Below are 25,788 nucleotides of genomic sequence, written 5' to 3' on the forward strand. Positions count from 1 at the left end.
AAATTGATCCATAAACAAAGGCTAGTGAAACCCTTATTTTTCGTCATCTTGAACCATCTTTAAACTGGATCCAAAAATTTGTTCAATCGTAACCGGATCACGGTGGTCAAAGAATTGACTTTCATTCTTGTCAAGACTAGCCATCTTCTTCATATCATCATCAGAAAGTTCAAAATCAAAGACATTGATATTTTCTTCCATCCGATTCTTATGAACTGACTTAGGAATGACGGTAATGCCACGTTGTAATAGCCAGCGAAGAATTACTTGACCATTGCTCTTATCATATTTAGCAGCAATCTCAGCAATTGTTTCGTTGGTAAAGATATCATGCTTACCTTCAGCAAATGGTGCCCATGCTTCAACACGAATATCTTCACTTTGCGCAAACCTAACTTCTTGGTCTTGTTGATACCAAGGGTTGACCTCGATTTGGTTGACTGCTGGCTTAACAGACATTGTTAATTCAAGGTCCTTTAATTGATCAGCGTAGAAGTTCGATACACCGATTGCGCGAATCTTACCTTCCTTTTGTGCTTCTTGTAATGCTCGCCAGGCACCCATTGTATCTCCATATGGCTGGTGGAGAAGATAAAGATCCATGTAATCAAGACCAAGTTTTTGCAGTGAAGCATCAATCCCCGCTTTAGCCCGCTTATAGTTAAAGTCAGATACCCATAACTTAGAAGTTACAAAGATATCTTCACGGTTTACGCTACTATTCTTAATTGCCTTTCCAACTGCTTCTTCATTTTGGTAAGCAGCAGCAGTATCAATTAAACGGTAACCGACTTCAAGGGCATCGGTAACTGCTTGTTCAGCTTGACTTAAGTCTGGAACTTGAAATACCCCAAATCCAAGGGTTGGCATTTCTACCCCATTATTTAGTTTTACTGTTGGTACGTTTGTCATAATAATTCTCCCTTTCCGTAATTAATTGTTGTCTATATATTAATTGCTAATTTACAAATTGAAAATTACTACCTTTACATGGTAGTATACAATTAATGTATACTGTTAAGGAGTGGTCTAATGATCGACAATTACTTGCTTGAAGAATTAGTAACCTTCGCCAATGAAAAAACACTTGCTAAAACTGCTGAAAAACTTAACGTTACCCAGCCAACCGTTACACGCGGAATGCAAAAATTAGAAGATAATCTTGGGATTCAATTATTTGACCGCCACCCAAATCGAATTGTCCTCACTGATACCGGAAAACTAGCTGCTGAAAAAGCTACTGAGGTTCTCGCCGTCAACCGCAATTTTGTGCAGCAGCTTCAAAATTATGCTGTACGACAAACACTAATTAAAATTGCATCAATTGCTCCTGGACCGTTAATTCTTCTTCACACAAAAAATGCATCTTTCTCTACACAAATTTCGATTGATGAGCAGTTTATTACTCCTGAACAAATCACCACTTCACTTTTAAATAGTGAAAATTCACTAATTATCAGCGACCAAGAGATTCAAACTGATCAAATTGAATCTCGTTATTTAGGTACTGAAAATCTCTATGTTAATCTTGATAAATTTATGTATCTTGCTAATTCGCAACAGGTTTCATTTAAGGATCTAGCCGGATTAAGTTTTGTTGTTTTGAATGATATTGGACCGTGGAAAGAAATTATCCAAAAACATATTCCAAATGCTAAATTTTTATATCAAGAAGAATGGGCCGCACTTACTGAAATCACAAAATATTCCAGTTTCCCATACTTTAGCACTAATATAACAACAATTAATCCACGACAACGTACTTCAGACGACAATCGTGTCAGACTTCCCATTACTGACGAAGCTGCAACAATGACGTTTTATGCTAACTATCTTAAGAAACAAAAAAGTTCCTTAACGCCCCTACTTAATGAACTTAGCCAAAGTTGGCCCAATTTAAGTTAAATTATAGGCGTTTAACTTGTTTCAATGAAAATCCCTATTTAAAATATTAATAAAAATGAATCATGGTGACTAAAAATGACGAAAAAATTATTACTTCTTTCAACCGGTGGAACTATTGCATCGGTTGTCTCTGATGAAGGACTAGCTCCAGGCGAGTCTGGTGAAGAATTAATTAAAATGCTTGGTCGACTGGAATACAACATTACTGTTCGTGACATTCTCGAATTAGATTCATCTAACATCCAGCCAGAAGAATGGAAAATTATTGCCGAGGCTATCTATGATCATCGTAATGACTATGACGGGATAGTCGTTTCACATGGTACAGACACGATGGCTTATACCGCCTCAATGCTAACTTTCATGCTTCAACATATCGACATCCCCATAGTATTAACTGGTAGTCAAGTGCCAATGAATGTGATCCTTAGTGATGCTCCTGATAACTTACGCCTTGCCTTTGCGGCCGCTGCTAACTGCGAACCAGGAGTCTATATTGCTTTTAATCGTAAAGTAATGCGTGGCTGTCGAAGTGTTAAAGTGCGGACAACCGCCTTTGATGCCTTCGAAAGCGTAAATGTTCCACCAGTAGGAGAAGTTACTTCCGATGGCTTTTCCATTAGAGATCACCGACATCCCCAACCTGGTAAAAGTCAATTAAATACTAAGATCGATACCCATGTCTCACTGGTAAAGCTTTTCCCTGGATTTGATCCAGCGTTACTTCATGCGATGGCTAAAAATGGTTGTCATGGGATTGTGATTGAAGCGTATGGCCTTGGCGGAATGACCTCTATTCGCCGAAATATGGTTGCTGCAGTTGGTGAATTAATTAGGAATGGTATCCCAATTATTACTTCAAGTCAGTGTCTTTATGAACGAAGCGATTTAACAAAATACGAGGTTGGTCGCCTCGCACTATTGGAAGGAGCCATTAGCGCCCGAGATATGACTTCTGAAAGTGCCATCACTAAATTGATGTGGGGTCTTGGTCAAGGAATGGATGTTAAAGAAATTACAGACTTCTTCAATACTGATGTTGCTGGTGAAGTAACTTTAGATTAAACGAATAAGAGACAGGATGAAAATTTAGTTTTCACCTGCCTCTTATTTTACTTAAAACCAACTACGGATCCAGTTAACAAATCGTGTCCACCAAGACTGGGCTTGTTGTTTAACTGCCTGCCCATCTTGAGAATTCAAGAATTTTTTAGCTTTATTCATCATATCCCCTGATGAATTCTTTACATTATTAATCGTATCGGTTACGTGTGAGCTATAATCTTTGCTTGAACTAATTGGAGCATTATTAAACTGAACAAGCGCGTTGATAATCGGTTGTTCATGATTTTTCGTTTCATTGTAAATATTTCGCTCTTCAAGTTTTTGATTAAAGATTACTTGAATTTGATTTTGCGTTGGAGTAGTTCCTTGTTTCTTTTGTTGGTTAATTTCCTTAGTGGTATCACCAACTGCCGCCATCAATTTACCAGGATATTTACTATCATCCTTATTAGCTTCAATTGCCCCATTTGTGGCGGTTAACATTTGGTTGGCCGATTGAGTGTTTTGCGCATTTAAACTAACACCATCTGCGGCAATTGCTTTATATACACCTGTTAAAGCTGACTCACCAGAAACAGCCCGGTTAGCACTAACAGTGATAGTAACATCTGTAACACCAGCCATTTGAGCGACCATTGCGTATTGCTGAGCGGTTACTTTTGTAATATTATCCTCACCATTAAATTTCTTCACGTTAACTTTAATCCCAGAGCCTGGATCGGTGGGAACAATTGATACTGAACTAACCATGGCAGCATTAGTGGTGGAACCATTCGGATTGATATACTTTTGATAATCACTGGCAGTAGCAGTTAACGTTGTAAAATTATCATCAACTGCTAATACATTATTTAATTCACTTCTATCTGCTGCCCCTGCTCCGTATACAACATATGATTTATTTAACGTATGAGTCTGGGTAGTTGAACTGCTACTTGTATTTTCACTAGTTGTTTCAGCTGCGAAAACAGTTGATTGACTAATCGGCACTGCCAATAAAGACAATGTCAAAGTAGAAGTAATTAGAATCTTGGTTAACTTATTTGAGCGCACTTTATATACTCCTTTTAAAACGAATTTAATTTACGTTAATAATAAAGAAAAACTCGCGCAAATACTAGCAGATTTTATTTTCTTTACCACAGTTTAATGATTGAGCTGATGGGTTAATCTTGAAAAGAAAACGTTTATTACATTTTTCATCCTTACTCTCCTATCTCTTTCAACCACGCTATTTGTCCTTTTGTTCGTGAAATAGCTCGTGTCAGAATTAAATAGTGTCCATAATTACTTTTAATAGCAGTCTTATTAGGAAAAACTTGCTTTAATCGTCGTTGAAGATATTTTAATTCTTTTTCCAATAACAAAAGTTGCCGATTAATCAGTTGAGGAATTCGTTTATCTTTTTTATCCTTAATAAAAAATAGTTTTAACGAAAATAAATCTTCGTGAATCGGAAGGTCTGTTACTAATTGATCAAGCCAATGATTTAGGACTTCTTGCCCTTCTAACGTTATTTGATAATACCGTTCCTTTGCATTTTCTTGACTAGTTGAAGCAGCGATCCAACCATCATTCACCATTCTTTTTAATTCTGGATAAATTTGACTATGCGATGCGCGCCAAAAATCGCCAATTTCAGTTTCAAATTCAGCAGTAATCTCGCGCCCGGTAATGTGCGGACGGTTATTAATAATCCCTAAAATAATAAAAGGAAGAATCCGTTTTTTTGGCATTGTGAAGCCCTCCAACTGTTAATTCTTCCTTTATTATACTAATTATTTATTGATTCGGCGGTAATTTTCATCAAAGTAACGTCCTTCGCGGATATCATCAGTAATTCCATCATATGGTGCTTCAGAAATTACATCTTCATTGTTTTGACCAGCGTCTCCTATATAAGTGATATGGGCGAATTCAGGAACGACTAGCTTAGGGTATGTATCATATTTTTCGCGTGCTTCATGCATCCGATCAATATGTTCATTTTGGAAAGTTACCGTAATTTCAGGATGTTGCTTTACCCATGCTGGGAAAAAGATTGTTCCATTAAGTTTCTTTTCATTTGGAACAAAGTCAAGTGCTACATCTGTCCCCGTTGGTTCAGTCCAAGCAACTTTATAAATACCTTCTGTTAACATTACAATATTTGCTTCTTGGTCTTTTACCCAACGGCCTGCTACCATCCCACCATGAATACGGTAATCAACAGTATGATCATTCTTAGCATACCATTCATACTCCCAACCATTATCGTAAGTATAAATAAAATGGGTTCCCAGAAAATCATCAAGGGTCTTAAACATTTTTGCGGTCATTTTGATCATCCTTTCAATTCTCTTCTCTATGCACTTTTATTTTATGTCGTTATCGACATATTGTCAAATAAAAAAGGAATGAACATCTTTTCCATTCCTTTTTACACTATTTTTCCCATAAGAATTTAATCAATTCACGGTTTACTTGACTGTTATTGTGGAGCTTACTATGCTGGGCATTCTTTCCATGAATTTCAACCTCTTGATATGACTTGGCACGATCACTGACTAAATACTTTAATGATTTAGCAGAATTTACTGGGACATCCTCATCCGAGTGGCTGCCGTCCCCAACATTCCCGTAAATATTTAACACGGCTGTATTTCTCGGAAAGCTTTGTCGTAAGCCAAGTAATTCGCGATAAGAAGAATCCATTTTATCTGGTTCGCCTGTCTTGGAATTTACCTTCGCATTTTGAACATTGCTTTGGCCCACCAATCCATTATAATGGCCTGCAATTGCTACTAAGTGGGCTACTTGCGGAAGGCTTTTATCATTTACATTGTCATTAATATAATTGATAATTTCAAGATTTCCCATTGAATGGCCCACAAGGTTAATTTGCTTATAATGGTGTTGTTTTTCTAAAACTAATACCACATTTTTTACATATTCACCGCCATGATGATAACCCTGCGTGTAATCATCTTGATATGCACTTAATTTATTATCTTCAAGGTTAACTTCAACAATCGGATTAACGGCATTGGCTGGAATTTGATGGTTAAATGTTACTTTCCCTTTTCTGTCAACGTTTGCCCGCACAATTGTCTTCGTAACACCGGCATCACGGGCAGCATTGGCCATCTTTTCTTCAGCATGGGAACTGCTACCCCAACCGTGAACAAAAATTGTCGGTGTTGATGACTGAACGTAATGGGTTACGGCATGCGCTCGCAAATTTATTCCTAATAAGCCAATTAAAATAACAGCAAATCCTAATAATAATTGAGAATACTTTTTCATCTAATCTTCCTTTACAAAAGCTTCATCAAAGAATTGTTTGATCTTATTAAATGGTATTTTATCAACCCGATCATAAAGGTCAATATGTTCACAATCATCTACAACATACATCTCTTTAGGTTCTTTTGCTAGCTTATAAGCTCGCTCAGAGAAAGCACGTGAATGAGCATGGTCACCAAAAATAAAAAGAATTGGCCGTGGGGAAATCTCGTCAATATAAGCTAACGCCGGAAATTGCATCATGGCAAGGTTAGAAGTAGTAGTGAAATTTCCACGAGCATGAGCATGAAAACCACGAGGAACAGCGTAGAATCGATTCCATTCATTAGTAATCGGATCGCTTTCTGGCAATGCATCAATATCCGGGTAAGGTTTAGTTGGGAAACTTGGTTTATATTCAGGAATCCCGTTTGCATAATCTTCCCAGCGCTGGTTAGCTAACTCTTCTTTCATTTTATGTAACTCTTCATCGCTTAGGTTCATCATCCCACGAACATCAGTAATATCATACATTGATGCAGTAGCAACGGCTTTAATTCGTGGATCCACCGCAGCTGCCGCTAGTGCAAAACCACCAGAACCACAAATTCCAACAACCCCAATCTTGTAACAATCAACAAACGGAACGTCAACGCCAAGAAAATCAACCGCTGCACTAAACGATTCCGCAAATAATCCTGGTGAAGAAACGCGTCGTGGCTCACCAGCAGAATCTCCCATATTAGCTTGATCAAAAGTTAAAACAACAAAGCCACGCTGAGCAAGTTCATTACCATACACGGCTGGTCCTTGTTCTTTCACCCCACCATAGGGCGCACCAATAATTAAAGCCGGGTGCTTTTCTTTAATATCTAAATTCTTAGCATAATAAAGGTCACCAGCTAATTTTAAGCCATAACGATTTTTAAAATTAATACTTTGCCGTTCTACGTTTGCTGATAATGGTGTAATGTATCCAAATGACATATTATTCGCCTCCGATTTTCTTAATCACTTTAGCAGGAACGCCCGCAACAACAGTATTGGCAGGAACATCTTTACTAACAACTGCTCCCGCTGCAACAACAGCATTTTTACCAACTGTAACGCCTGGTAAGATTGTAGCATTTGCACCAAGCCAGGCCTTTTCCTTAATGAGGACTGATTTCAATTCAACGCCGCGTCGCTTTTCTGGATCAAGGGGATGATTTACCGAAATAATTGTTACATTGGGTCCGACTAAAACCTTATCTTCTAATTCAATTCCGCCGAGATCAGTAAACATCGCACCACTGTTAATAAATACTTGTTTCCCAATTTTCAGGTTAGCTCCGTAATCACTACGGATCGGCAAACGAATTTCAACCGAGGCATCTATTTTTTGACCAGTTACATCATTAAGGACATGGCGAATTTCTCTTTGCGATGCTGACCGACTATTCAATTGTTGAAGTAAGTCTTGATTTTTTAAAGCCGTTGCCGTGATTGTCGCAAGTTCTTCTTTCTGAATCTCCTTCATTTTCATCCCTCTTTTGCTTGAAATTATTGTTTATATCTTATCGAGTTTTTATAATAATGTTAAATACTTATATTTAATGGCATACTATAGTTAAAAAGCATATTGGAGTGATTAAAATGGAAGTCCGTGTACTAAGGTATTTTATTGAAGTAGTCCAAGAAAAGAACATTTCAAATGCCGCTAAAAGATTACATATTTCTCAACCGACACTATCACGACAATTAATGGATCTTGAAAAGGAACTTGGGATTACTTTATTTGAACGAGGACACCGACAAATCAAACTTACCCAAGAAGGCTATTATTTATATGAACGGGCGCAAGAGATTACTGGCCTCGTTGACAAAACTGAAACCGACCTGCAATCACAAAATGTCATTAGCGGAACATTAGATATTGGTGCAGGAGAAAGTGCAGCTATTCAGCCAGTAATGACAGTAATTGGTGATATTATCAAAAAGTATCCAGATATTAAGACTAACTTAGTAAGTGGTGATAGCGATCAAATCTATCAGCGCTTAAATAACGGTACCTTGGATTTTGGAATCGTTATGGGGCCAGAAAAGCTCCTAGATTATCATTCAATTAGGTTGCCGCAAAAGAATATCTGGGGAATCTTAGTCCGAAAAGATCAGCCGATTGCAGAAAAGGAAAAGATTACTCCGGAAGATCTAAAGGGTGTCCCTATTATTACGTCAGCTCAATCTAAAGAGCAGGATGTGTTTCGGGTGTGGGCTGGTTCATTAATTGACCAGTACAACTTTATTGGCCAGTACAATTTAATTTTTAATGCTCGTTTATTAGTTGAGACAGGAGCGTGCCTTGCATTAACCTATGAAAATCTGATCAATATCACTGGAACTAATCTTATCTTCCGTCCTTTAACACCTACTATTACAGATCAAAACAATCTCATTTGGAATAAAAACCGTCAATTATCTAACGTTGCGCAGGTTTTCTTGAACCACTTAAAGGAAGTGCAATGAGTTTTACTATTGCAAAAAGCGCTGAATAACTGGATTTCCCAGCTTCAGCGCTTCTCTTTATTTAAAATTAAGTGAGTCAATCCAGCCGTCAATTTGGCGTGGGTCATTTAAAATTGCCCCTTGGTTGACTTTGGTATCATAATCATTTTCATTAACCGTTCGTTCAACATAGTTTTGTGAGCGATCATAGCTTGTTCCACCAGAAGTAGCAAATAGTGCTAAATTCTTCCCGTTTAAATCAAGACGATCAATCACCGTACTAATCATTCGTGGCGGAATTGCCCACCAAATCGGGTGCCCAATGACAATATTGTCATAGCCACTAATATCTGGTAAATCATCCTTAATATCAACCCGGCTATTATGCTCGTGCTGTTCAATTGATGTCCGGCTTTGATCATCATGCCAGTTTAAATCTGCATCCGTATATGGTTGTGCCGGATGAATCTCAGCAATATCTGCATTTAATTGTTGAGCAATCTGTTCTGCAATATTCTTAGTAGTATTGGTTGCAGAATAGTATAAAACAAGGGTCTTTGCCATTCTTGAGGGCCTCCTTTATCTTAAAATGCTGTATAAATTTTAACGTAAAAAAGCAATGATGAAAAATGCTTATAATTAATCCTTATCTATGCTTTAAAAGTATTAATCGTTAGCATGAATATCATATGCATTTAATAACATCTCACCAACACCGGGCGCATCAGGATCATGCATCCCCTTTCCTTTATCGAGGGCCTGAATTTTGTCCATTTCTTCATCCGTTAATTCGAAGTCAAAGATATCGAGGTTGCTCTTAATTCGTGCTTCATGAACCGACTTAGGAAAGACAACAATTCCTTCTTGATTTTCAAAGCGGAGAATTACTTGGCCAGCATTCTTACTGTATTTTTCAGCAATTGCTGTAATTACTGGTTCATGAAGCAAGTCGGCATTACCTTGTCCCAGGGGTGCCCAGGCTTCAAGACGAACATCATCCTTCGCAAGAATTTCCCGTAATTCCCTTTGTTGGAAGTAAGGGTTAAATTCAACTTGGTTTACCGCAGGAGTTACATCAAAGTTAGGGACAAACTTGTTCCAGAGTTTTGGTGTCATGTTGGAAACACCGATTGAACGAAGCTTACCAGCCTTTTGTGCTTCTTCGACTGCCTTCCATGCTTCGTCAACCGCCCCATATGGTTGGTGAAGGAGGTAAAGGTCAATATAATCAAGCCCTAATTTGTTAAGGGAAGTTTCAATAGCCTTTTTAGCGTCTTCATACTTGTAGTCTTGAAGCCACATCTTACTTGTTACCCAGATTTGGTCACGAGGAATCCCGCTATCTTTGATTGCTTTCCCAACTTCTTGTTCATTCATGTAGGCAGCCGCGGTATCAATATGACGGTAACCAGCAGCTAGGGCATCCTTAACTGCATTATATGTTGTACCATCAGCAGGGATTTGGAAAGTTCCAAAACCGATTACTGGAATTTCATTGCCATCGTTCAATTTGAAAGTAGGTACATTGTATTTAGACATTATTTTCGTCTCCTTTACGTTAATCATTGTCTAAATATTAGCACCAAATTTTCTAAACTAACATTACTTGATTGTCATATCAGTATGCTCTAAGTGTATACTAACCGAATTTAATTAGTTTTTGCCGTAATTTTTCAATAACATCCCCCACCAATACGGGTTTAAATTTAGCTGAAAAGATTCCTAAGAGCTTAAGTAAAGGAACATTCCGTGTCATTTTATCTTTCCGTCCTGCTCCATATACTAAAGTTGGTTCTACATAGGCTAATGGGACAGAGCTTGACTGAAGATATTTAATCTATTTCTTTTTCACTGTCGTAAATTTCTTAGGTCCCAAAATACTGCCAATGAAGCCCATCGCCTTTGCATTCTTCTTTTCAGCAACTGCCCGCATTACGTGCGTAGGCTTTTGGTTTAAGTTTTCAAATTCTTGAGGGTCGTTACTTAGCGCACCAACAAAATCAATAATATAGTCAATTCTAGCAGATAAATATGACTTACGTGCTCAATTAGAAGAGGAGCTAGTTCAACAATTGAAAGCTGCCTTTAGTGAAGATCACCAGCACTTTCTTCAAGATCTTAAAAATAAACAAGCACTTTGGCAACAATACACCATCTTACTCACAACTGTCCTGACCCCTATCAATCGTGAGCGTCAACTTTTTCGTGTACTACTTTCAGCCAATGGTGATGCCCACTTTAAACAATAATTATGGAAACTGGTTGCGGATGAAATCGACACACGTGTTGACCTCTATAATGCTCCCTTTACTGATAAACTTCCTCGTCATTATGCCTTAGTAATGAATGTTGATGGGTTAATTGGTCTCATTGAAGCATAGTTAAATAATCCCCACCCAGAAAGTGTGGAGCATTTTTCACAAATTTTAACAGCTAGTCAATTAATTGCACCATTGAATTTGTTAGAAGAAAACTAGTTTTTCCTTTCCATAAGCAGAAAATAAGGCTAAGATTCGAAATCCTAGCCTTGTTTTTTGCGGTCTCTTAATTTCTTATTTATCTTATTCACGTCGTTAACTTGATTTATGCGGATAACAGCCCAAATGATTACGTAAATCGAAACAATCATTAAAATACTAGTAAGATTTAAGCTCCAATGATTAATCCAAATCATTACCAAAACAAGAATAAAGGTAAGAATAAAGTGGATTATTAGCGCCACAAGATAGCTTAAGTCAGTCTTAAAGATGAAACTTAATAAGCCAATAATCCCGCCAATAATTAATACACTAACCGTATTACAACTCGTTGGCATTGTTTTTTGAAATTGAATCGTTAGTACAATTAAATACGTTGTTGCCGCAAAGCCAACTCCCATACAAAATCTTCTAATTATTCTTTGCATTTTTTCACCTACAATCCTAAGTACTCTTTAATTACAGGAACATATTTTCGACTTATAGAAGTTTTTACATGATGAGATAGTTTAGCAACCATTGTTCCCGAAAAGCCATTTTCTACCGACTGCAAATAATCAATATTAATAATGGCGTGACGTGAAACCTGAATAAATTTAGGGTCATTTAGTCGATCTTGAATATCTTTTAATTTACCCGTTGTTGTAATAACACGGTTAACGGTATAGAAAGTCAACTCCCGCTGGTTAACCTCTACCATTAGTAGATCAGCAGGCTTAATAATCAAAAACTGGTCATCTGTTTTAACGGGAATATTTGTTTCCGTGGACTTTGTAAACTTAGTCAGATAATTTAATAGTCGCTCAACTTGGATGGTTCGGCTCTTACTAACAATATTGACCCTAATATCATCTTCAGGCAGTTCATCATTTTGCTGGTAAGTAATTTTCACTGTTCCAGCCCCTTTGTATTAATTTCTTTTATATTTTAGATGATTTATAACAATAAATAAAATTAAGCCTAATAAAGAAGCCCCTAAAACTAAATATAAATCTTCACTAAAAGTTAAAAGGTGTTTTCCAATACTTATCTTGATCCCTAAGAATTTAATAAATTCAGTATGCATCCCTTGTGGAAAATCACTAGCAATATAATGTTTAGTTAATAGATCACGATATGAAGCAGCAATGTAAGATCCTGGGAATAGTTTAATAAATCGTTGAGCACCACTTGAAAGAACACCCAGCGGCATGTAAGTTGCAACTACAAATCCAACTAAAGTTCCAATAATTGTCGCTACTCTGCTATAAATCGTATGAGTATTAATAAATTCGACAATAATAAGGCTAAAAATTGTTGAAAAGATTGTATTGATAATTGTTACAAGTAAAAGTGGTAATAACTTGTTGGCAGTGATTACAAGGTTATCTTGCCATCTGAAGTAGCCTACCATAATTCCAAATACAACTAATTGCATAATAAAACTAACAAAAGCTGTACTACCAAAATATGATAAGGAAATTTTAAGCGGTGTAAGAGATGTCATCTCAAAATCCCAGTAAACATCTTCAGTCCGATCAGTAACTAATTGTCCCATTACCGCAAAGGCAGTTGTAATTCCAGTAATTGCTAAAATCCCACCAATCATCCATGCATCCAACAATGGCTTGATATTGTTAATATGTCCCCATGAAGAAACTAAATTATTTTGTAAAAAGAAAATATAAACAAAAAATGAGATTAAAGCCCCTAACAGCGACATTAACATCCCTACTCGGTTGCGAAAATATAAGGTAATATTTCTTTTCATCAAAGCTAACATTATTGAAGCTCCTTTCCAGTAATCGCAATAAAGACATCATCTAAATTACCTTCACGATACTCAAACGTTGATAGATTATCTGCATACTTATTTACCAACTTGATTGTTTCTGCTAATGGAACATTTTTCAGTACATATTCTTTGTTATTAATTTTTATTCCTTCAGTAAACTCAACTTTGCGTTCAAATACTAACCGTAACTGATTTGCTGCATATTTCTGGCGAAGTTCTTCTGCAGAGCCTTCTGCTAAAACGTGGCCATTTTCAAGCACATAAATTAAATCAGCTCCATCAGCTTCTTCTAAGTAGTGAGTCGTTAAAAAGATTGTTAGTCCTTGTTCGTTTTGTAGCTTTTTCAAAAGTTTCCATATTACATTTCGCGTTTGGATATCTAAGCCTGTTGTCGGTTCATCCAAGAATAATAACGTAGGATGATTTAAAAGGGCTCTTGCAATATCAACTCGTCGTTTTTGACCACCTGATAAAGTACCATAGCGTTGGTTAACAAAATTGCTAAGGCCAATCATCACTATCAATTGATCAACCCATTCCTCATCAACTTGTTTATACATTTTTGCCCGACCAATAAGATTTTCCCTAACTGTTAAGTCTTTGTCTAATACACTTTGTTGAAATACAATTCCAATTTTTAAGCCTGCTTGAGTTTTAATTACTCCCGAAGTTGGTTCAATTAAGCCTGTTAGCATCTTAATTGTGGTTGATTTCCCTGCCCCATTTGTTCCTAGGTAGGCTACTAGTGCACCTTGCGGAATTTTTAAATTCAAATCATCAACTGCAAGTTTATTTCCATATTTTTTGGTTAAGTTATGTGTTGTTATCAGCATTTCTTTCACCTCTTGAAGCTATTTAACAGCAAGCTATGAATTTTATCCGTCATTAGTGCATTAGTGGTGAAAATTTGATTCTGAATGGTAAAAAAATAAGACTAAGATTCGAAATCCTAGTCCTACTTTTCAAATTTAATTCTTGCTCATATCAATAATTACTTTACCTTTATTATGTCCTTGCTGAACCTTTTCCATCGCTTGGGAAACTTTATTCAATGAAAAGATTTTGCCAACCGTGGGATGAATTTGATTTTCAACCAAGATCTTGTTTGCAGCTGCTAATTGTTGGCCATTGGCTGTTACGAATAAAAATTGATAGTCTATTTTCTTTTTAGCTGCTTCTTTTTCAATACTACGGGATGCAAGACTAAAAAGTCCTTGTTTGAACTTGCTCATTTTCATTCGTTTAGCAAATTCCTTATTAGGCATTCCACGTAAAGATACGAGCTTCCCATAAGGGCGTAAAATTGCCATCTGCTTAATTGTTTCTTTTCCACCTAACGTATCTATTACTAAATCAATCCCTGAAAGAACCTTTGTGTAATCTTCTTTTGTATAGTCAATAAATTTATTAACTCCGAGTTGTTCAACACGTTGCTGATTTTGTGGACTACCACTAGTAATTACTTTGAGTCCTTTTGCAACTGCAATTGGAATAGCCATTGCACCGAAACTTCCTGTCCCACCAGAAATAAATAATGTCTGACCTGGCTTAGCTTGTAACAATTCAAGAGCCTGGATTGCTGTTAAAGCAGTTAAAGGAATGCTAGCTGCTTCTTGATTGGTAAGATATTCCGGTACATGCGCAACTGCGGATTGATTAACTACTAATTCTTCAGCAAATGCACCAATATTATTTAAGGGATTGCGTCCATATACACGGTCGCCTACCTTAAAATTAGTAACATTTTTACCAGTTTGTTGAATAAGTCCTACAAATTCATTTCCCAGTGTTTGCGGTAATTTATATGGGACAACTAATTTCAAATCGCCCCGTGCTATTAAATTATCTAATGGATTGACACCTGCCGCTTTAACTTGAATTAGTAGGTCGTAAGGTCCGAGCGGTGGTAGAGAAGCATCACTAATTAGTATTTGTGGATTCTTTTTATTGTATTTAGTAAGTTGAGCTACTTTCATAATAATCCTCACTTTTTTCTTATCTTTATCAACCATAGCGAATTAAGAAAATAGCGTCAATAAAGTAGCTCTAATAAAAAACTGCTAACTATTCATTTTTTGCATTATTACCTACTTAATATTGGTATTTTAAATTTCAACTTTCTAGGCTTATAGTAAAAGTAATCAACATTACGATTGAGAAAGGAAGATTTTCATGGCAAAGAAACAAACAGCTGGTCGCGATCAACTTGGTGATTTCGCCCCTAAATTTGCAGAATTAAATGATGATGTATTATTCGGACAGGTTTGGTCACGGGAAAACGAATTAAGCCTTCGTGACCGGAGTCTTCTCACCGTTACCGCTTTAATTACAAAGGGTGCCTTTGAACAACTCCCTTACCACATGCAAACTGCTAAGAACAACGGCATTACAAAAGATGAAATTGCGGAAATTATTACTCAATTAGCATTCTACGTTGGCTGGCCAAATGCTTGGTCCGCATTCAACGTTGCGAAAAAAGTATGGGATGATTAAAAAATCAATTTAAAACGTGTCTTTAATGGCGCGTTTTTTATTTTCGGCCTATTATAAAATTAATTAGGAATTGTGAGGTAATTAGGATGGAAGAAATTAAAGAAGCTTATTATGATGGTGAACGTCCACTTTATGGTCTTCACGATGCTCATTTAGTAAATACTACTTTCGGTAAAGGTGAATCACCATTAAAAGAAACTGCTAACTTAACTCTCGATGGAGTACTCTTTACATGGAAATATCCGCTTTGGTATTCCGATCATATCAAAGTAGCAAATACAATTTTTGAAGAAATGTCCCGCTCTGGAATCTGGTATACCAATGATATTGAAATTACCGATAGCACAATTCAAGCTCCTAAAGAATTTCGGCGATGTGATGGAATTAACCTCAACAATGTTCATTTCACTAATGCTGCCGAAACAATGTGGAATTGCAAAAACATTAAAATGAAAAATATCTATGCTACTGGTGATTATTTAGGAATGAATAGTGAAAATATTTATGTTGATCATCTTGACCTTGTCGGTAATTATGTCTTCGATGGGGCTAAAAATGTGGAAGTTCATAATTCTCGTTTAGTTTCAAAAGATGCCTTTTGGAACTGCGAAAACGTTACGATTTACGATTCTAAGATCAGTGGAGAATATCTTGCCTGGAATACCAAAAATATTACTTTCATTAACTGCACAATCGAAAGCGATCAGGGATTATGCTATGTTGACCACTTAACGATGAAGAATTGCCGGGCATTACGGACTGACCTTGCCTTTGAATTATGTACTAATATTGATGTAGAACTTAAAGGCACTATTATGAGTATTAAGAACCCCATTAGTGGTAAAATCACTGTTGATCACGCTGATGAAATTATTATGGATAATCCTAAAATTGATCCAAGCAAGGTTCAAATAATTCAAAAAAAGTAGAGGGTGAAAAAATTATGAAATATGATTTTGATACAATTCTGGATCGGCGTCACACCAATTCTGAAAAATGGAATGTTAAGCCAAATGAGTTACCGATGACAACTGCCGATATGGACTTTAAAACTGCTCCCGAAATTATGGCCGCAATGAAAAAGAAAATTGATTCGGGTGCTTTTGGTTATGAGTATCCTAGTGAAGAATATTTTAATGCGGTTGCTACCTGGTATAAAACCGAGCATAACGCTAAGGCCGACCCTTCTTGGATGCGGTTTGCGACTGGTGTTATCCCTTCTATTACTGCCTGTGTTAATTACTTAAGCCATGAAGGGGATAATGTTTTGTTAATGGAGCCGGTTTACAACACCTTTTACAATTCTATTCTTAACAGTGGTCGTCATGCTTTCCCCACCCAATTAAAATACGATCAATCTACGTATACTTATTCTGTCGATTGGGATGACCTTGAAGAAAAAATGCATAATCCACTTACTACTCTGATGATTTTATGTAATCCTCACAATCCTACTGGCTACGTTTGGTCACGCGATGAGTTAATCCGAATTATTAAGCTAGCCCAAAAGCACGGTATCATTGTTATTAGTGATGAAATTCATGGTGATTTAGTATTAACGGGTCCAGACTATACCCCTACTTTCTCCTTGCCAGAAGATTGTCGCCAGAATGTAGTTACATTAGTGTCAACTAGTAAGACATTTAATGTGGCGGCCCTTCATGCTGCTACGGGAATCGTTCCTAATCCTCTTTTGCGAGAACACTTTACGCGCGCAATTAATAAGTATGAAGTAGCAGAACCAAACCTCTTAGCAATTCCTGGGACAATCGCTGCTTATACACAAGGCGCAGATTGGCTTCATCAGCTTAAAAAATATTTATTAGGGAATCGCGAATATCTTGTTGAATTTATTAATAAGAACCTTCCTAAACTCCACGTTGTTCCTGGAACAGCAACTTATCTTGTGTGGATCGATGTTAGTGAAGTAACCGATGATAGTACCACTTTAGCGCAAAAAATTCGTGAAAAAACTGGGTTAATTATTAATCCAGGAACCTATTATCATGGCAATGGTAGCCACTTTATTCGCATTAACATTGCCTATCCCCGTGCACAAGTCAAAGATGGCTTAAAACGATTAGCTACTGCTATCAAAAACTAACCATTAACATTATTAGAAGTGCACAACAATATTGTAAAAGTCATCATTAAATATAAATGTATTAAAATCTCCCGCATGTAACTTTGAACATATGCGGGAGATTTTATTAATGATCATTTTCAATATTTAAGACTTTTTTGATCCGACACCAATATTAACTTCTTTACCTTTCCAAACAACTTGATTTCCCTTTTTTAGCTAACTTTTCATGTTTAACAGCTACTTTGATTTAATCATAATATTCAGTGGTTGTCATACCCCATTGTTCCTCCACAAATCCATACCAGAATAAGCATCTTTTTAGCCGTTGTAGGAATTTTTGGAATTTAGTTGATTACTTTACCTTTTTTCGATTTTCAGCTATTTTTAGCTATTTTATAGATAAATAGTAATTGAAGTAAATAAAAAAGTTTCATATGAAACTTTTTTATTTATACTGAGAATTTTTGTTCAAGTTGATATAAATCATTAAGAAAATTAGCAACTATATTTAATTCATCCATTGAATATTTTGCGGTTAGTTTATCAACCAACTTAGTCTTTATTGTTTCATGCATTTGATCATGAACTTTTGCTACTTTTTTCCCATTACTCGTTAATGAATAATATAATTTCTTTTTATCATCAGGATGTTTTACTGCAATAATCAAGCCATATTGAAGAAGTTTTTTTGCGGCTCGCGTAACCCCACCGCGTGTAACATTTATCTTTTCAGCAATCTCAATTCCTGTCTGCTCTCCTAATTCAAGTGCAGATAGGATATGAAATGCTACAATCGACAAATTAAGTACCTCTTGCTTTAATTTTTCATCGGTTAAGTGTTCCTGAATCCACTGCTGTTCTTGTGAGCCATGAATGTTATCATGCTGCACTCGTAATAATTCAATTGTTTGATGAATATTATTCAACGTCTCTTTATTTACTTCTTTCATTTTTAGGCCTCGCTACTTATATTCTAAGGCCATTATATCAGAATACTTTTGCCATTGATTTTGCTTCTACTAATGCATTATTAAGAATCCTTTGACGCTGATTCCGGTGTGCATCGGCACCTTCAATAAATAGCTTTTCAACATCCGTTACGCCATAGAACTTTAACATGTTTGTCAAATACATATCACCAACATCCATTAATGCTGAACTTTCCTTGCTCTTAATCCCAAGGGCCTTTTTGATTATAAATTTAATAATTCCCCATTTTCCATCTTTATGATATTCGCTACCTGCTGCCTGAATATGAATAGCCTTTTTGCCGGTTAATAAACCAACGGGTCCATTTGAAGTGTATTTAAACGTTTTATGTGCCACAGCAGTAAGGTCTAAGTATTGTTTCATTTCAGCTGGTAAAAAATGATTATACATTGGATTAATAAATACATACTTATCGGCATTAATAAATTCATTCAGCCATTCTTCATGATGTTTCAAGAGATCCTTCTCTTCTTTAGTCATTGGTTCTTCAAATTTTTGTTTTCGCCATGCTTCCATTGTCACATCATTTAACGGTGGTACACCTTCCTCAGCATAAAGATCACGAATAATAACCTTATCATTAGGATGGGTCGCCTTATACGTGTCAATGAATTGCTTACCAACTGTTAAAGAAAGGCTATTTTCAGTATGTGGATGTGCTTGAATTACTAATAATGTACTCATAAAGTCATTCCCTTTCACAATTTGTTGCTTATCAACATTTTTATTTCATTATACTTAATTAATGTTGCTTGTCAACAAAAAAAGATGTTTATTCAACTACTAACTTGATAGTTCTAAGATAATTTTAATGCACATAATATAGAAAATTATGAATTGAATACCTAATTCAACATTTATAAAATGAAAATATCAAAATAAGGAGACTAATCAAATGTCATTTCAAATTAAAATTCATATATTTCACACGGGAACAGTAATTGTCGATAAAAATTTGCCATTTCACCATTCTGGACAAGGTCCGCTCGCATTTCTTGGTCTCAATCACTTTAGTAAAAAAGACAAGTTGGAACTTCCTGTTTCTAGCTACCTTATTGAACACCCAAACGGGCTAATTCTAATTGATACAGGGTGGAACACTGTTAATCGGAATAGGATTAGTCAATTACGAAATTTAAGCTTTCAATATCCAGTCAATCAAGCAAAATTACCTGCAGGACAAGCAATAAATGAGCAACTCAATACTATATGGAAAAATGGGCAAATCTCAAATTGAATTATTTAATGCTCCAGCCTTGGTTTACCTCGTAGCCGAAAAGGAAGTTTCTCCATGGTTATTATGGATGATAAAAAACCAATGGACTTTCATGAATTTATGGCCCTAACTGGAGCTAAAAGGGTTTCAATGGCTCGACCGGAATATCTGCAAGAACAGCTTGGCTTAGCACCAGGAATTGTTTCACCATTTGGCCTCCTAAATAATGAAGCTCATAATGTAAAGGTGTATTTTGACAAGGACATTGTCGACGAACCAATTCAGACTTTCCATCCCAATGAAAATACTCATACAATTTTTATTAAGACAGATGACTTATTCAAATTTTTTAAGCAGATTGATTTTGAACCAGAAATTATTGACTTATAAAAATAAAAAAGGTCGGTGAAAAAATTTCTCCGGCCATTTTTTATAGTCACATTTTTAAAAAGCCACGCGAACTCGGATTAAGAATTTTAACTTCTTTTCCTTCTTTTTGCGCTTTTGCTACCCGTGCATTTCCCCAATTAGACATTGCCACCAAAATCTTTCGTAATGGTCTACCTTCATCCGTTAAAGAATATTCTACTTTAGGAGGAACTTGATTATAGACTTTACGCTTAATAATACAATCCTTTTCCAACTCTCGTAACTGTTTAGTTAACACTCGTTGCAAAACATTAGGAATAGCACGAGAAAGTTCACTTGTCCGCATTGCGCCTTCTCCTAAGTGACACAAAATAATCGGTTTCCATTTCCCACCAATTACATCTAATGTTGCTTCTGCTGCAACATGGTAAACTTTTTCGATAAATCCCATTTTCTTTTCAATATTGAGTTACTATTATAAAGCTAAAGCCATTGTACTTTTAACCGCCAAATCCTTCTACTTGGCCAAATTTATTTAGAAAACTAGTAGTCTTTTGGTCAGTAAAATTCATTGCATTCAGAAAGCCCGTCCGTAGCTCACGTTGTAGACCACCTGGCAATCCTACTAGATCCATATCAACTGGAGATAGTTGATAACGAATACTTTTTTCATCCCCAGCTTTCACTTTTTCAATCCAATTTGGTTCACGTAATAGTTCACGACCCATCGCTACTAAGCTCGCACCATCACGAAGCGCTTCTTCAACATCTTCGGGTGTCTGTACATTACCAACTTCAATGAGTGGTTTCCGTCCAGCAATTACATGCAAAATTTTATGATTTAGTGTCTCATTATCCTCCTTATTTATTAACGATGTCCGCTTTCGATTCCCCATTGAGCTATGAAGATAATCGATTGGTTCTTCACTTAAAACATCAACTAACTTTAATGTATCCTCAATAGTAATTCCTGGTTTAGATAATTCTTCAGGTGAAAAACGATAACCAATAATAAAATCATCCTGTGCATAAAGCTCAGCTACTTTTCTTACTTCAGCAATTACCGCTTTGGCAAAAGTCATTCGTTGATAAACATCTCCACCCCATTTATCAGTTCGTTGATTACTATGAGGAGAGAAAAATTGCTGGAGTAAGTAGGTATTTGCTCCGTGAATTTCAACCCCATCATATCCAGCCGCAATTGCACGTCGAGTAGCCTCGCCAAAGTCCTTAATAATCTTCTCAATCTCTTGTTCAGTTAACGCAACTGGAATGTTTTCTGGATCACGATGCGGTGCAACAGCACTAGCACTATGCGGTTGTTTCCCCCGTAAGATCTCTTTTGTCGTTTTTCGTCCAGCATCAAAAATCTGTAAAACTGCCTTAGATCCTTTAGAATGGATAGCATTAGCAATTTTTGCTAGTCCAGGGATAAATCTATCTTCTGCAACCGAAAGCTCGCCTTCAAATCCTTTTCCGGTTGCATTAATATTCGCCACTTCAACAATAATCATTCCTACTCCTGACCTCATTCGATAAAAATTAACTTCATCGTCTGAAACAGTTCCATCAAAAAAACTAGACTGAGTTGTTACTGGAGCCATTACAACATGGTTTTGTAACTTTGCTCCATTAGCAAATTGATATGGTTTCATAAATTGATATTGTTTAGTCATTATTCATCCATCCTTTTTTATTGATGCTTTCACTATACAATCGTAAGTAATTTTTATGAAGTAGGTACTTTATTGTCCCATAGGAACATTTAGGGCCCTTTTGGAGCAATACAGCATTTGTAACAGTTAAATCTTAATAAATGAGGGAAGCGATAGAAGTCGCAAATGACTTCAAATACGCTCCACTGTTATTATAAGAAGTAATTATCTCTTGATGAGTTAAGAGGACAGAACCTTCTAATGACTCACCGAGGCGATACTAATAGAAAAAGTCTAGTACTGCTTAAATTCATTTGATTTATGTTAGAATTCAAATAATAAAAATAGGAGGAATAACCATGAGCTTTACAATGAATCTTTACTACACTGGTGAAGGTGATAATGCCCAAAAGTTTGCCCAGGAAATGGAAGAACGGGGAATTGCGGATCAAATCCGCCAGTAACCAGGTAATCTAAAATACGAATATTTTCAACCACTTGACGATCCGCATACGATCCTTTTGATTGATACTTGGGAAAGTCAAGAAGCATTAGATGCTGATCATGATTCACCAATGATGGCGGAACTAACTAAATTGCGTGAAAAGTATAACCTCCATATGCGTGCAGAACGCTTTGTCCCAGAAGAATTACCGGATAAAGATAATAAATTTTTGCGAAAATAAGCTATTATAATATTAAAAAAATTCCCTAAGTCCTTTAGCTTATGAAGACTTAGAGAATTTTTATTTAGCGATTTATCGTTCCATATAATTATGGAGAATATCATCTGACGTTGCCTTTAATTTTAAATAATCAATATTATTGGAGAATAGCATAATCATTCGTTTCGTCTTGTAATCGGCGACAAAGCAACTGTTGTACCCTGGAATACTTCCGTTAGCCCGAATAACATCCCCATCAAAGTAAACCCCACCAAAATAGGCTACTTCTTGATGCTGAGCTTGATGATAATATTCATTGATCATTTTGGGATTTTGCAAAACTTCATTGTATACAAATTTCCAGTAATTGTTTGGCGATATAAATAGGTTTCCCGCACCAAAGTCAGAGGAGGTTGTTACCGTTACCCGGTGCCAATCAACTGTTGGATCCATTGGTTGCGGGACTTCTTTTTTTGAAACCTCAGAAAAATCTTTAATTTGGTGAAGATGAAGTGGTTTAGCAAAGTTTTTTTGAATGTAGGTATTATAGCTTAGATGCGTTTGCTTACTAACAATGGCAGCTAATATTTCATAATCAACATCTTGATAATCCCACGTATGGGTATGGTCATATTTAAGATGTTTTAGCATATAAGCGATCTGTGCTTTTTGATCTTTGAGTGGTTGGAAGGGTCGATCATTATTAATCAATCCGCTGGTATGGTTCATCAATTCACGAATAGTAATATCTTTACTACCATCAATCTGCGGATAATACTTATTTAATGAAGTATCCCAATTTAATTGCTTTTTTTGCCTTAATTGGTAAATAGCGGTTCCCGTTATAATCTTTTGAAGTGATGCCGTAGGAAATAGTCGATCTGCCTTTACTATTTGATCTTTATTCGTGGTTTCATCATTCTCAATAGCAACTGGTTTCCCATCTTTGCTACTAACTAACATCACCCCATTAATATGATGGTCTTTCATATACTCTTGAAGTTGATGTTGAGTTTGTTCATCAACTACTTCTGCCTTAACCTTTAACGGTGCAGTTAATAAAAAGATGGCAAAAGAACAGAGCGTCAAAAAAATATACAAGTTAACTTTTTTCATAATTATAAGTATTCCTTTCGGGCGTTCTTTTTTAAATAATATCTACTTGTATTATACAAATTTTATGTCTTATATTACAAAGCAGAGCAAAAAGATGACTTTTATCACTAAAAAGCTTTAATTTCATTCGATTTATGTTAAAATTTTAACGTTAATAAATAAAAATTCGTAAAAACATTCGTAAATAACGAACATTATTAAAGGAGAACTAGAATGCATAACGACATCGAAAAAGTTTTATATGCTCAAGATCAGGTCAATCAACGCTTAGATGAACTTGCCAATACACTCACTGAAAAATACCAAGATCAATTTCCACTCATAGTTCCAGTCATGACAGGTGCGATGATGTTTACTAGCGAGATGATGAAACGGTTAAACTTTAAATTAAATGTTGATTATATCGATGTCGCTAGCTATGCAGAAAACTCAGAGTCCACTGGAAAAGTTAAACTGATTCAAGATCTTTCCCATAATATTAAAGATCGCCCCGTTATTATTATGGAGGACATTATCGATACTGGTCATACATTAAAATATCTTGCCCAACTTTTTGCCGATCGAGGTGCTAAAAGTATTGAGATTTGCTCGCTACTCGATAAACCTGCCCGACGTGAAGTTGATGTCGAGGCCGATTATGTTGGATTTAAAGTACCCAATGAATTTATTGTTGGTTACGGCCTAGACTTTAATGGCCTTTACCGGAACCTTCCGTTTGTAGGTGTACTAAAGCGTTCTGTTTATGAAAAGTAACATATTATTAATAAATTGTGAACTAAATTACATTGTTTAGCTCGCTTTTTTGGCTTTAAACCTGTAAACGCGATATAGTGTAATTGGGGTTATCAATCGAATGATATTTTATTTTGCTAAAAGGAGGAGAGTACCGTTGCTAATGCTCAGACTGGACTGGTTTTTACGGATGATTTTAGCCGCCCTTTGTGGTGGTATCATTGGTTTTGAGCGAAAAAGTAAGGCTAAAAATGCTGGGATTCGTACCCATGCCCTAATTGCCGTTGGGGCTGCAATGGTCATGATTATTTCAAAATATGGTTTTTTTGATTTAATAAAAATCACCCATAGTAATTGGAATGTTGATCCATCACGAATTGCTGCCCAAGTTGTTAGTGGAATTGGCTTCCTAGGTGCCGGAACAATTATTAATCGCCACGATCAAATAATTGATGGTTTAACAACTGCCGCTGGAATTTGGGTGACGGGGGCAATTGGCCTTGCTTATGGTAGTGGCCTATATAGTATTGGTGTGATTGGTACGAGCTGTGTTCTCATTGCAGAAGTTACCGGAAAATATCTGGATCAATTTGCATTAAGACAAGGAAATGGTTTTTCTTGTTTCATTCAATTAGTAGGAGATACCAAGGTCCTTCGTGCGATTATTGATCAATTAAATCAAAAATATTTTAAGGTTCCCCTTAAGTATACGCTCTATGATTATGAAAATGGTAAAATTACCTGTCAACTTTATGGCGAATTAAAACCAGGGATTAAACCGGAAAATATCTTTACTGACCTTACAACATTAGAGAATATTAAGAGTGTTGAGTTAGAATAGAATTATAAGAGAGGGCTGGCGCATAAGTCCTTAACAATAAACGGAGCTGAATGAAATTCGAACGTTTCATTCAGCTCCGTTTTTCTTTAAATATAAATATATTCAAAAGAAGGGTAATAAGCATGTCATAAATAAGAAGACGGGCGTGAATCCAGAATCAGTGATTTACGTCTATCTTTTTATTTCAATACATATAAAAAAACCACCCTAAAACTGTTAGATTTATCTAACAATTTTAGAGTAGTTTTTTCCGAATGGATCTCCTCGTCACACTGTTAATGTCCTTTAAAGGTCATTTCTAATTGAGGGGGATTAATATTAACAATTAGTCCTGACGCTTCTTCTTACCAAGGCCAAACATTGCGGCAAATGAAGCTAATCCTAAACCAACTAATGAAGCGGTCTTATTAGTATCATTACCAGTTTGTGGTAAGGTCTTAGTATTTTCAGTGTTATTAGTAGGAGTTGTCTTATTAGCACTAGGTTGAACTGTGGAACCAGTGTTTTCGACATTACCTTGGTTGTTATTACCCTGGTTGTCATTGTTAATAGCGTTACCTTTACCGTTATTGTTGTTACCATTTTCTGGAGTAGTGGTCTTATCATCAACAACTGTAATAGTAGTTGTTACAACATCTGTTGAGCCATCTGGGTAA

Annotated in this window: 30 protein-coding genes and 2 pseudogenes; 12 read left to right on the forward strand and 20 right to left on the reverse strand. The window is 36.1% G+C overall.

The features are described from left to right. Positions 1-33: 33 nt before the first annotated feature. Entirely contained in the window at positions 34-912 is an 879-nt protein-coding gene (locus H5R88_RS08930) for an aldo/keto reductase (RefSeq protein ID WP_182600833.1), read from the reverse strand. 120 nt (positions 913-1,032) lie between these two features. Here H5R88_RS08930 and H5R88_RS08935 point away from each other — a divergent pair, with 120 nt between their 5' ends. Together H5R88_RS08935 and H5R88_RS08940 are read left to right on the forward strand one after the other, a co-directional pair. Beyond that, positions 1,033-1,905, forward strand: a complete 873-nt coding sequence (locus H5R88_RS08935; protein ID WP_182600834.1) for a LysR family transcriptional regulator — start codon at positions 1,033-1,035, stop codon at positions 1,903-1,905. A gap of 75 nt (positions 1,906-1,980) precedes the next feature. Then, positions 1,981-2,970 (forward strand): asparaginase, encoded by a 990-nt coding sequence (locus H5R88_RS08940; protein WP_182600835.1) that lies wholly within the window; start codon positions 1,981-1,983, stop codon positions 2,968-2,970. Between the two features lie 51 nt (positions 2,971-3,021). Here the strand turns inward: H5R88_RS08940 and H5R88_RS08945 are convergent, their stop codons facing one another. The 6 genes from H5R88_RS08945 to H5R88_RS08970 all read right to left on the reverse strand — a co-directional run bounded on the left by H5R88_RS08945 (position 3,022) and on the right by H5R88_RS08970 (position 7,753). Next, on the reverse strand, positions 3,022-4,023 hold the full coding sequence (locus H5R88_RS08945; RefSeq protein ID WP_182578495.1) for a DUF1002 domain-containing protein: 1,002 nt from the start codon (positions 4,021-4,023) through the stop codon (positions 3,022-3,024). A gap of 152 nt (positions 4,024-4,175) precedes the next feature. Beyond that, a complete protein-coding gene (locus H5R88_RS08950) occupies positions 4,176-4,706 on the reverse strand; it encodes a PadR family transcriptional regulator (RefSeq protein WP_182578494.1) in 531 nt (176 codons plus the stop codon). Positions 4,707-4,748: 42 nt separating this feature from the next. After that, positions 4,749-5,288 (reverse strand): phenolic acid decarboxylase, encoded by a 540-nt coding sequence (locus H5R88_RS08955; RefSeq protein WP_182578493.1) that lies wholly within the window; start codon positions 5,286-5,288, stop codon positions 4,749-4,751. A gap of 106 nt (positions 5,289-5,394) precedes the next feature. Beyond that, entirely contained in the window at positions 5,395-6,255 is an 861-nt protein-coding gene (locus tag H5R88_RS08960; protein WP_182578492.1) for an alpha/beta hydrolase, read from the reverse strand. Beyond that, a complete protein-coding gene (locus H5R88_RS08965; RefSeq protein WP_182578491.1) occupies positions 6,256-7,221 on the reverse strand; it encodes an alpha/beta hydrolase in 966 nt (321 codons plus the stop codon). Between the two features lies 1 nt (position 7,222). Then, complete coding sequence (locus tag H5R88_RS08970) at positions 7,223-7,753, reverse strand: DapH/DapD/GlmU-related protein (protein ID WP_182578490.1); 531 nt, start codon at positions 7,751-7,753, stop codon at positions 7,223-7,225. Positions 7,754-7,869: 116 nt separating this feature from the next. On the opposite strand from H5R88_RS08970, the gene H5R88_RS08975 reads away from it, so the two are divergent. Beyond that, the gene (locus tag H5R88_RS08975) at positions 7,870-8,739 is read left to right on the forward strand and encodes a LysR family transcriptional regulator (RefSeq protein WP_182578489.1); all 870 of its coding nucleotides are present in this window, start codon (positions 7,870-7,872) and stop codon (positions 8,737-8,739) included. 57 nt (positions 8,740-8,796) lie between these two features. Here H5R88_RS08975 and H5R88_RS08980 read toward each other — a convergent pair whose 3' ends face one another. Together H5R88_RS08980 and H5R88_RS08985 are read right to left on the reverse strand one after the other, a co-directional pair. Continuing rightward, positions 8,797-9,282 carry a flavodoxin gene (locus H5R88_RS08980; RefSeq protein WP_182578488.1) on the reverse strand — a complete coding sequence of 162 codons (486 nt, stop codon included), beginning with the start codon at positions 9,280-9,282 and terminating at the stop codon, positions 8,797-8,799. 102 nt (positions 9,283-9,384) lie between these two features. Further along, the gene (locus H5R88_RS08985; protein WP_182578487.1) at positions 9,385-10,257 is read right to left on the reverse strand and encodes an aldo/keto reductase; all 873 of its coding nucleotides are present in this window, start codon (positions 10,255-10,257) and stop codon (positions 9,385-9,387) included. 533 nt (positions 10,258-10,790) lie between these two features. Here H5R88_RS08985 and H5R88_RS08990 point away from each other — a divergent pair. After that, complete coding sequence (locus H5R88_RS08990) at positions 10,791-10,967, forward strand: hypothetical protein (RefSeq protein WP_182600836.1); 177 nt, start codon at positions 10,791-10,793, stop codon at positions 10,965-10,967. Between the two features lie 272 nt (positions 10,968-11,239). On the opposite strand, the gene H5R88_RS08995 is transcribed toward H5R88_RS08990, so the two are convergent. The 5 genes from H5R88_RS08995 to H5R88_RS09015 all read right to left on the reverse strand — a co-directional run bounded on the left by H5R88_RS08995 (position 11,240) and on the right by H5R88_RS09015 (position 14,945). Next, entirely contained in the window at positions 11,240-11,623 is a 384-nt protein-coding gene (locus H5R88_RS08995) for a DUF3021 family protein (RefSeq protein WP_182600837.1), read from the reverse strand. A gap of 8 nt (positions 11,624-11,631) precedes the next feature. Beyond that, positions 11,632-12,087 carry a LytTR family DNA-binding domain-containing protein gene (locus tag H5R88_RS09000; RefSeq protein ID WP_182600838.1) on the reverse strand — a complete coding sequence of 152 codons (456 nt, stop codon included), beginning with the start codon at positions 12,085-12,087 and terminating at the stop codon, positions 11,632-11,634. 18 nt (positions 12,088-12,105) lie between these two features. Continuing rightward, complete coding sequence (locus tag H5R88_RS09005; RefSeq protein ID WP_182600839.1) at positions 12,106-12,957, reverse strand: ABC transporter permease; 852 nt, start codon at positions 12,955-12,957, stop codon at positions 12,106-12,108. After that, positions 12,957-13,802 (reverse strand): ABC transporter ATP-binding protein, encoded by an 846-nt coding sequence (locus tag H5R88_RS09010; RefSeq protein ID WP_182600840.1) that lies wholly within the window; start codon positions 13,800-13,802, stop codon positions 12,957-12,959. The genes H5R88_RS09005 and H5R88_RS09010 overlap by 1 nt, the downstream gene beginning before the upstream one ends. Positions 13,803-13,937: 135 nt before the next feature. Beyond that, a complete protein-coding gene (locus H5R88_RS09015) occupies positions 13,938-14,945 on the reverse strand; it encodes an NADP-dependent oxidoreductase (protein WP_182600841.1) in 1,008 nt (335 codons plus the stop codon). Positions 14,946-15,141: 196 nt separating this feature from the next. Here H5R88_RS09015 and H5R88_RS09020 point away from each other — a divergent pair, with 196 nt between their 5' ends. The 3 genes from H5R88_RS09020 to H5R88_RS09030 all read left to right on the forward strand — a co-directional run bounded on the left by H5R88_RS09020 (position 15,142) and on the right by H5R88_RS09030 (position 17,566). Then, a complete protein-coding gene (locus tag H5R88_RS09020; protein ID WP_003665152.1) occupies positions 15,142-15,462 on the forward strand; it encodes a carboxymuconolactone decarboxylase family protein in 321 nt (106 codons plus the stop codon). Between the two features lie 86 nt (positions 15,463-15,548). Continuing rightward, entirely contained in the window at positions 15,549-16,391 is an 843-nt protein-coding gene (locus H5R88_RS09025) for a DUF3737 family protein (protein WP_182600842.1), read from the forward strand. Between the two features lie 14 nt (positions 16,392-16,405). After that, positions 16,406-17,566 (forward strand): MalY/PatB family protein, encoded by a 1,161-nt coding sequence (locus H5R88_RS09030; protein ID WP_182600843.1) that lies wholly within the window; start codon positions 16,406-16,408, stop codon positions 17,564-17,566. A 431-nt stretch (positions 17,567-17,997) separates the two neighbouring features. Here H5R88_RS09030 and H5R88_RS09035 read toward each other — a convergent pair whose 3' ends face one another. Then, on the reverse strand, positions 17,998-18,498 hold the full coding sequence (locus tag H5R88_RS09035) for a MarR family winged helix-turn-helix transcriptional regulator (protein ID WP_182578477.1): 501 nt from the start codon (positions 18,496-18,498) through the stop codon (positions 17,998-18,000). 37 nt (positions 18,499-18,535) lie between these two features. Then, positions 18,536-19,222: an FMN-dependent NADH-azoreductase gene (locus tag H5R88_RS09040; RefSeq protein ID WP_182578476.1), complete on the reverse strand. Its 687-nt coding sequence runs from the start codon at positions 19,220-19,222 to the stop codon at positions 18,536-18,538. A 211-nt stretch (positions 19,223-19,433) separates the two neighbouring features. Between H5R88_RS09040 and H5R88_RS09045 the strand changes: the two genes are divergently transcribed. Beyond that, a complete protein-coding gene (locus H5R88_RS09045; protein WP_220477603.1) occupies positions 19,434-19,775 on the forward strand; it encodes an MBL fold metallo-hydrolase in 342 nt (113 codons plus the stop codon). 45 nt (positions 19,776-19,820) lie between these two features. Further along, positions 19,821-20,144 (forward strand): annotated as a pseudogene (locus H5R88_RS09050) (YbaK/EbsC family protein); the annotation flags it as partial. 46 nt (positions 20,145-20,190) lie between these two features. Here H5R88_RS09050 and H5R88_RS09055 read toward each other — a convergent pair. Continuing rightward, a complete protein-coding gene (locus H5R88_RS09055; RefSeq protein ID WP_182600872.1) occupies positions 20,191-20,565 on the reverse strand; it encodes a winged helix-turn-helix transcriptional regulator in 375 nt (124 codons plus the stop codon). Positions 20,566-20,623: 58 nt separating this feature from the next. Continuing rightward, entirely contained in the window at positions 20,624-21,799 is a 1,176-nt protein-coding gene (locus tag H5R88_RS09060) for an NADH-dependent flavin oxidoreductase (RefSeq protein WP_182600844.1), read from the reverse strand. Positions 21,800-22,137: 338 nt separating this feature from the next. Here H5R88_RS09060 and H5R88_RS09065 point away from each other — a divergent pair. After that, positions 22,138-22,464, forward strand: a pseudogene (locus H5R88_RS09065) (antibiotic biosynthesis monooxygenase family protein). 72 nt (positions 22,465-22,536) lie between these two features. Here the strand turns inward: H5R88_RS09065 and H5R88_RS09070 are convergent. Next, positions 22,537-23,559, reverse strand: coding sequence for a serine hydrolase domain-containing protein (locus tag H5R88_RS09070; protein WP_182600845.1), 1,023 nt, complete (start codon positions 23,557-23,559; stop codon positions 22,537-22,539). Positions 23,560-23,772: 213 nt separating this feature from the next. Here H5R88_RS09070 and hpt point away from each other — a divergent pair, with 213 nt between their 5' ends. Further along, positions 23,773-24,312, forward strand: coding sequence for a hypoxanthine phosphoribosyltransferase (gene hpt, locus H5R88_RS09075; protein WP_182600846.1), 540 nt, complete (start codon positions 23,773-23,775; stop codon positions 24,310-24,312). Between the two features lie 142 nt (positions 24,313-24,454). Next, a complete protein-coding gene (locus tag H5R88_RS09080) occupies positions 24,455-25,132 on the forward strand; it encodes an MgtC/SapB family protein (protein ID WP_182578686.1) in 678 nt (225 codons plus the stop codon). 325 nt (positions 25,133-25,457) lie between these two features. Here the strand turns inward: H5R88_RS09080 and H5R88_RS09085 are convergent. Then, positions 25,458-25,788 (reverse strand): LPXTG cell wall anchor domain-containing protein (locus H5R88_RS09085; protein ID WP_182600847.1); only part of this gene is annotated, 331 nt, incomplete at its 5' end.

The organism is Limosilactobacillus agrestis (assembly GCF_014145585.1).
GTDB lineage: Bacteria > Bacillota > Bacilli > Lactobacillales > Lactobacillaceae > Limosilactobacillus > Limosilactobacillus agrestis.

Excerpts from the sequence above, each read along its gene's own strand:
- H5R88_RS08940 (WP_182600835.1), top strand. The coding sequence starts at position 1,981 with ATGACGAAAAAATTATTACTTCTTTCAACCGGTGGAACTATTGCATCG.
- hpt (WP_182600846.1), top strand. The coding sequence starts at position 23,773 with ATGCATAACGACATCGAAAAAGTTTTATATGCTCAAGATCAGGTCAAT.
- H5R88_RS08950 (WP_182578494.1), bottom strand. The coding sequence starts at position 4,706 with ATGCCAAAAAAACGGATTCTTCCTTTTATTATTTTAGGGATTATTAAT.
- H5R88_RS08980 (WP_182578488.1), bottom strand. The coding sequence starts at position 9,282 with ATGGCAAAGACCCTTGTTTTATACTATTCTGCAACCAATACTACTAAG.
- H5R88_RS09010 (WP_182600840.1), bottom strand. The coding sequence starts at position 13,802 with ATGCTGATAACAACACATAACTTAACCAAAAAATATGGAAATAAACTT.
- H5R88_RS09020 (WP_003665152.1), top strand. The coding sequence starts at position 15,142 with ATGGCAAAGAAACAAACAGCTGGTCGCGATCAACTTGGTGATTTCGCC.
- H5R88_RS09025 (WP_182600842.1), top strand. The coding sequence starts at position 15,549 with ATGGAAGAAATTAAAGAAGCTTATTATGATGGTGAACGTCCACTTTAT.
- H5R88_RS08960 (WP_182578492.1), bottom strand. The coding sequence starts at position 6,255 with ATGAAAAAGTATTCTCAATTATTATTAGGATTTGCTGTTATTTTAATT.
- H5R88_RS08965 (WP_182578491.1), bottom strand. The coding sequence starts at position 7,221 with ATGTCATTTGGATACATTACACCATTATCAGCAAACGTAGAACGGCAA.
- H5R88_RS09005 (WP_182600839.1), bottom strand. The coding sequence starts at position 12,957 with ATGTTAGCTTTGATGAAAAGAAATATTACCTTATATTTTCGCAACCGA.
- H5R88_RS08985 (WP_182578487.1), bottom strand. The coding sequence starts at position 10,257 with ATGTCTAAATACAATGTACCTACTTTCAAATTGAACGATGGCAATGAA.
- H5R88_RS08995 (WP_182600837.1), bottom strand. The coding sequence starts at position 11,623 with ATGCAAAGAATAATTAGAAGATTTTGTATGGGAGTTGGCTTTGCGGCA.
- H5R88_RS08970 (WP_182578490.1), bottom strand. The coding sequence starts at position 7,753 with ATGAAGGAGATTCAGAAAGAAGAACTTGCGACAATCACGGCAACGGCT.
- H5R88_RS08955 (WP_182578493.1), bottom strand. The coding sequence starts at position 5,288 with ATGACCGCAAAAATGTTTAAGACCCTTGATGATTTTCTGGGAACCCAT.
- H5R88_RS09080 (WP_182578686.1), top strand. The coding sequence starts at position 24,455 with ATGCTCAGACTGGACTGGTTTTTACGGATGATTTTAGCCGCCCTTTGT.
- H5R88_RS09030 (WP_182600843.1), top strand. The coding sequence starts at position 16,406 with ATGAAATATGATTTTGATACAATTCTGGATCGGCGTCACACCAATTCT.
- H5R88_RS08975 (WP_182578489.1), top strand. The coding sequence starts at position 7,870 with ATGGAAGTCCGTGTACTAAGGTATTTTATTGAAGTAGTCCAAGAAAAG.
- H5R88_RS09070 (WP_182600845.1), bottom strand. The coding sequence starts at position 23,559 with ATGAAAAAAGTTAACTTGTATATTTTTTTGACGCTCTGTTCTTTTGCC.
- H5R88_RS09045 (WP_220477603.1), top strand. The coding sequence starts at position 19,434 with ATGTCATTTCAAATTAAAATTCATATATTTCACACGGGAACAGTAATT.
- H5R88_RS09015 (WP_182600841.1), bottom strand. The coding sequence starts at position 14,945 with ATGAAAGTAGCTCAACTTACTAAATACAATAAAAAGAATCCACAAATA.
- H5R88_RS08930 (WP_182600833.1), bottom strand. The coding sequence starts at position 912 with ATGACAAACGTACCAACAGTAAAACTAAATAATGGGGTAGAAATGCCA.
- H5R88_RS09060 (WP_182600844.1), bottom strand. The coding sequence starts at position 21,799 with ATGACTAAACAATATCAATTTATGAAACCATATCAATTTGCTAATGGA.
- H5R88_RS09040 (WP_182578476.1), bottom strand. The coding sequence starts at position 19,222 with ATGAGTACATTATTAGTAATTCAAGCACATCCACATACTGAAAATAGC.
- H5R88_RS09035 (WP_182578477.1), bottom strand. The coding sequence starts at position 18,498 with ATGAAAGAAGTAAATAAAGAGACGTTGAATAATATTCATCAAACAATT.
- H5R88_RS08935 (WP_182600834.1), top strand. The coding sequence starts at position 1,033 with ATGATCGACAATTACTTGCTTGAAGAATTAGTAACCTTCGCCAATGAA.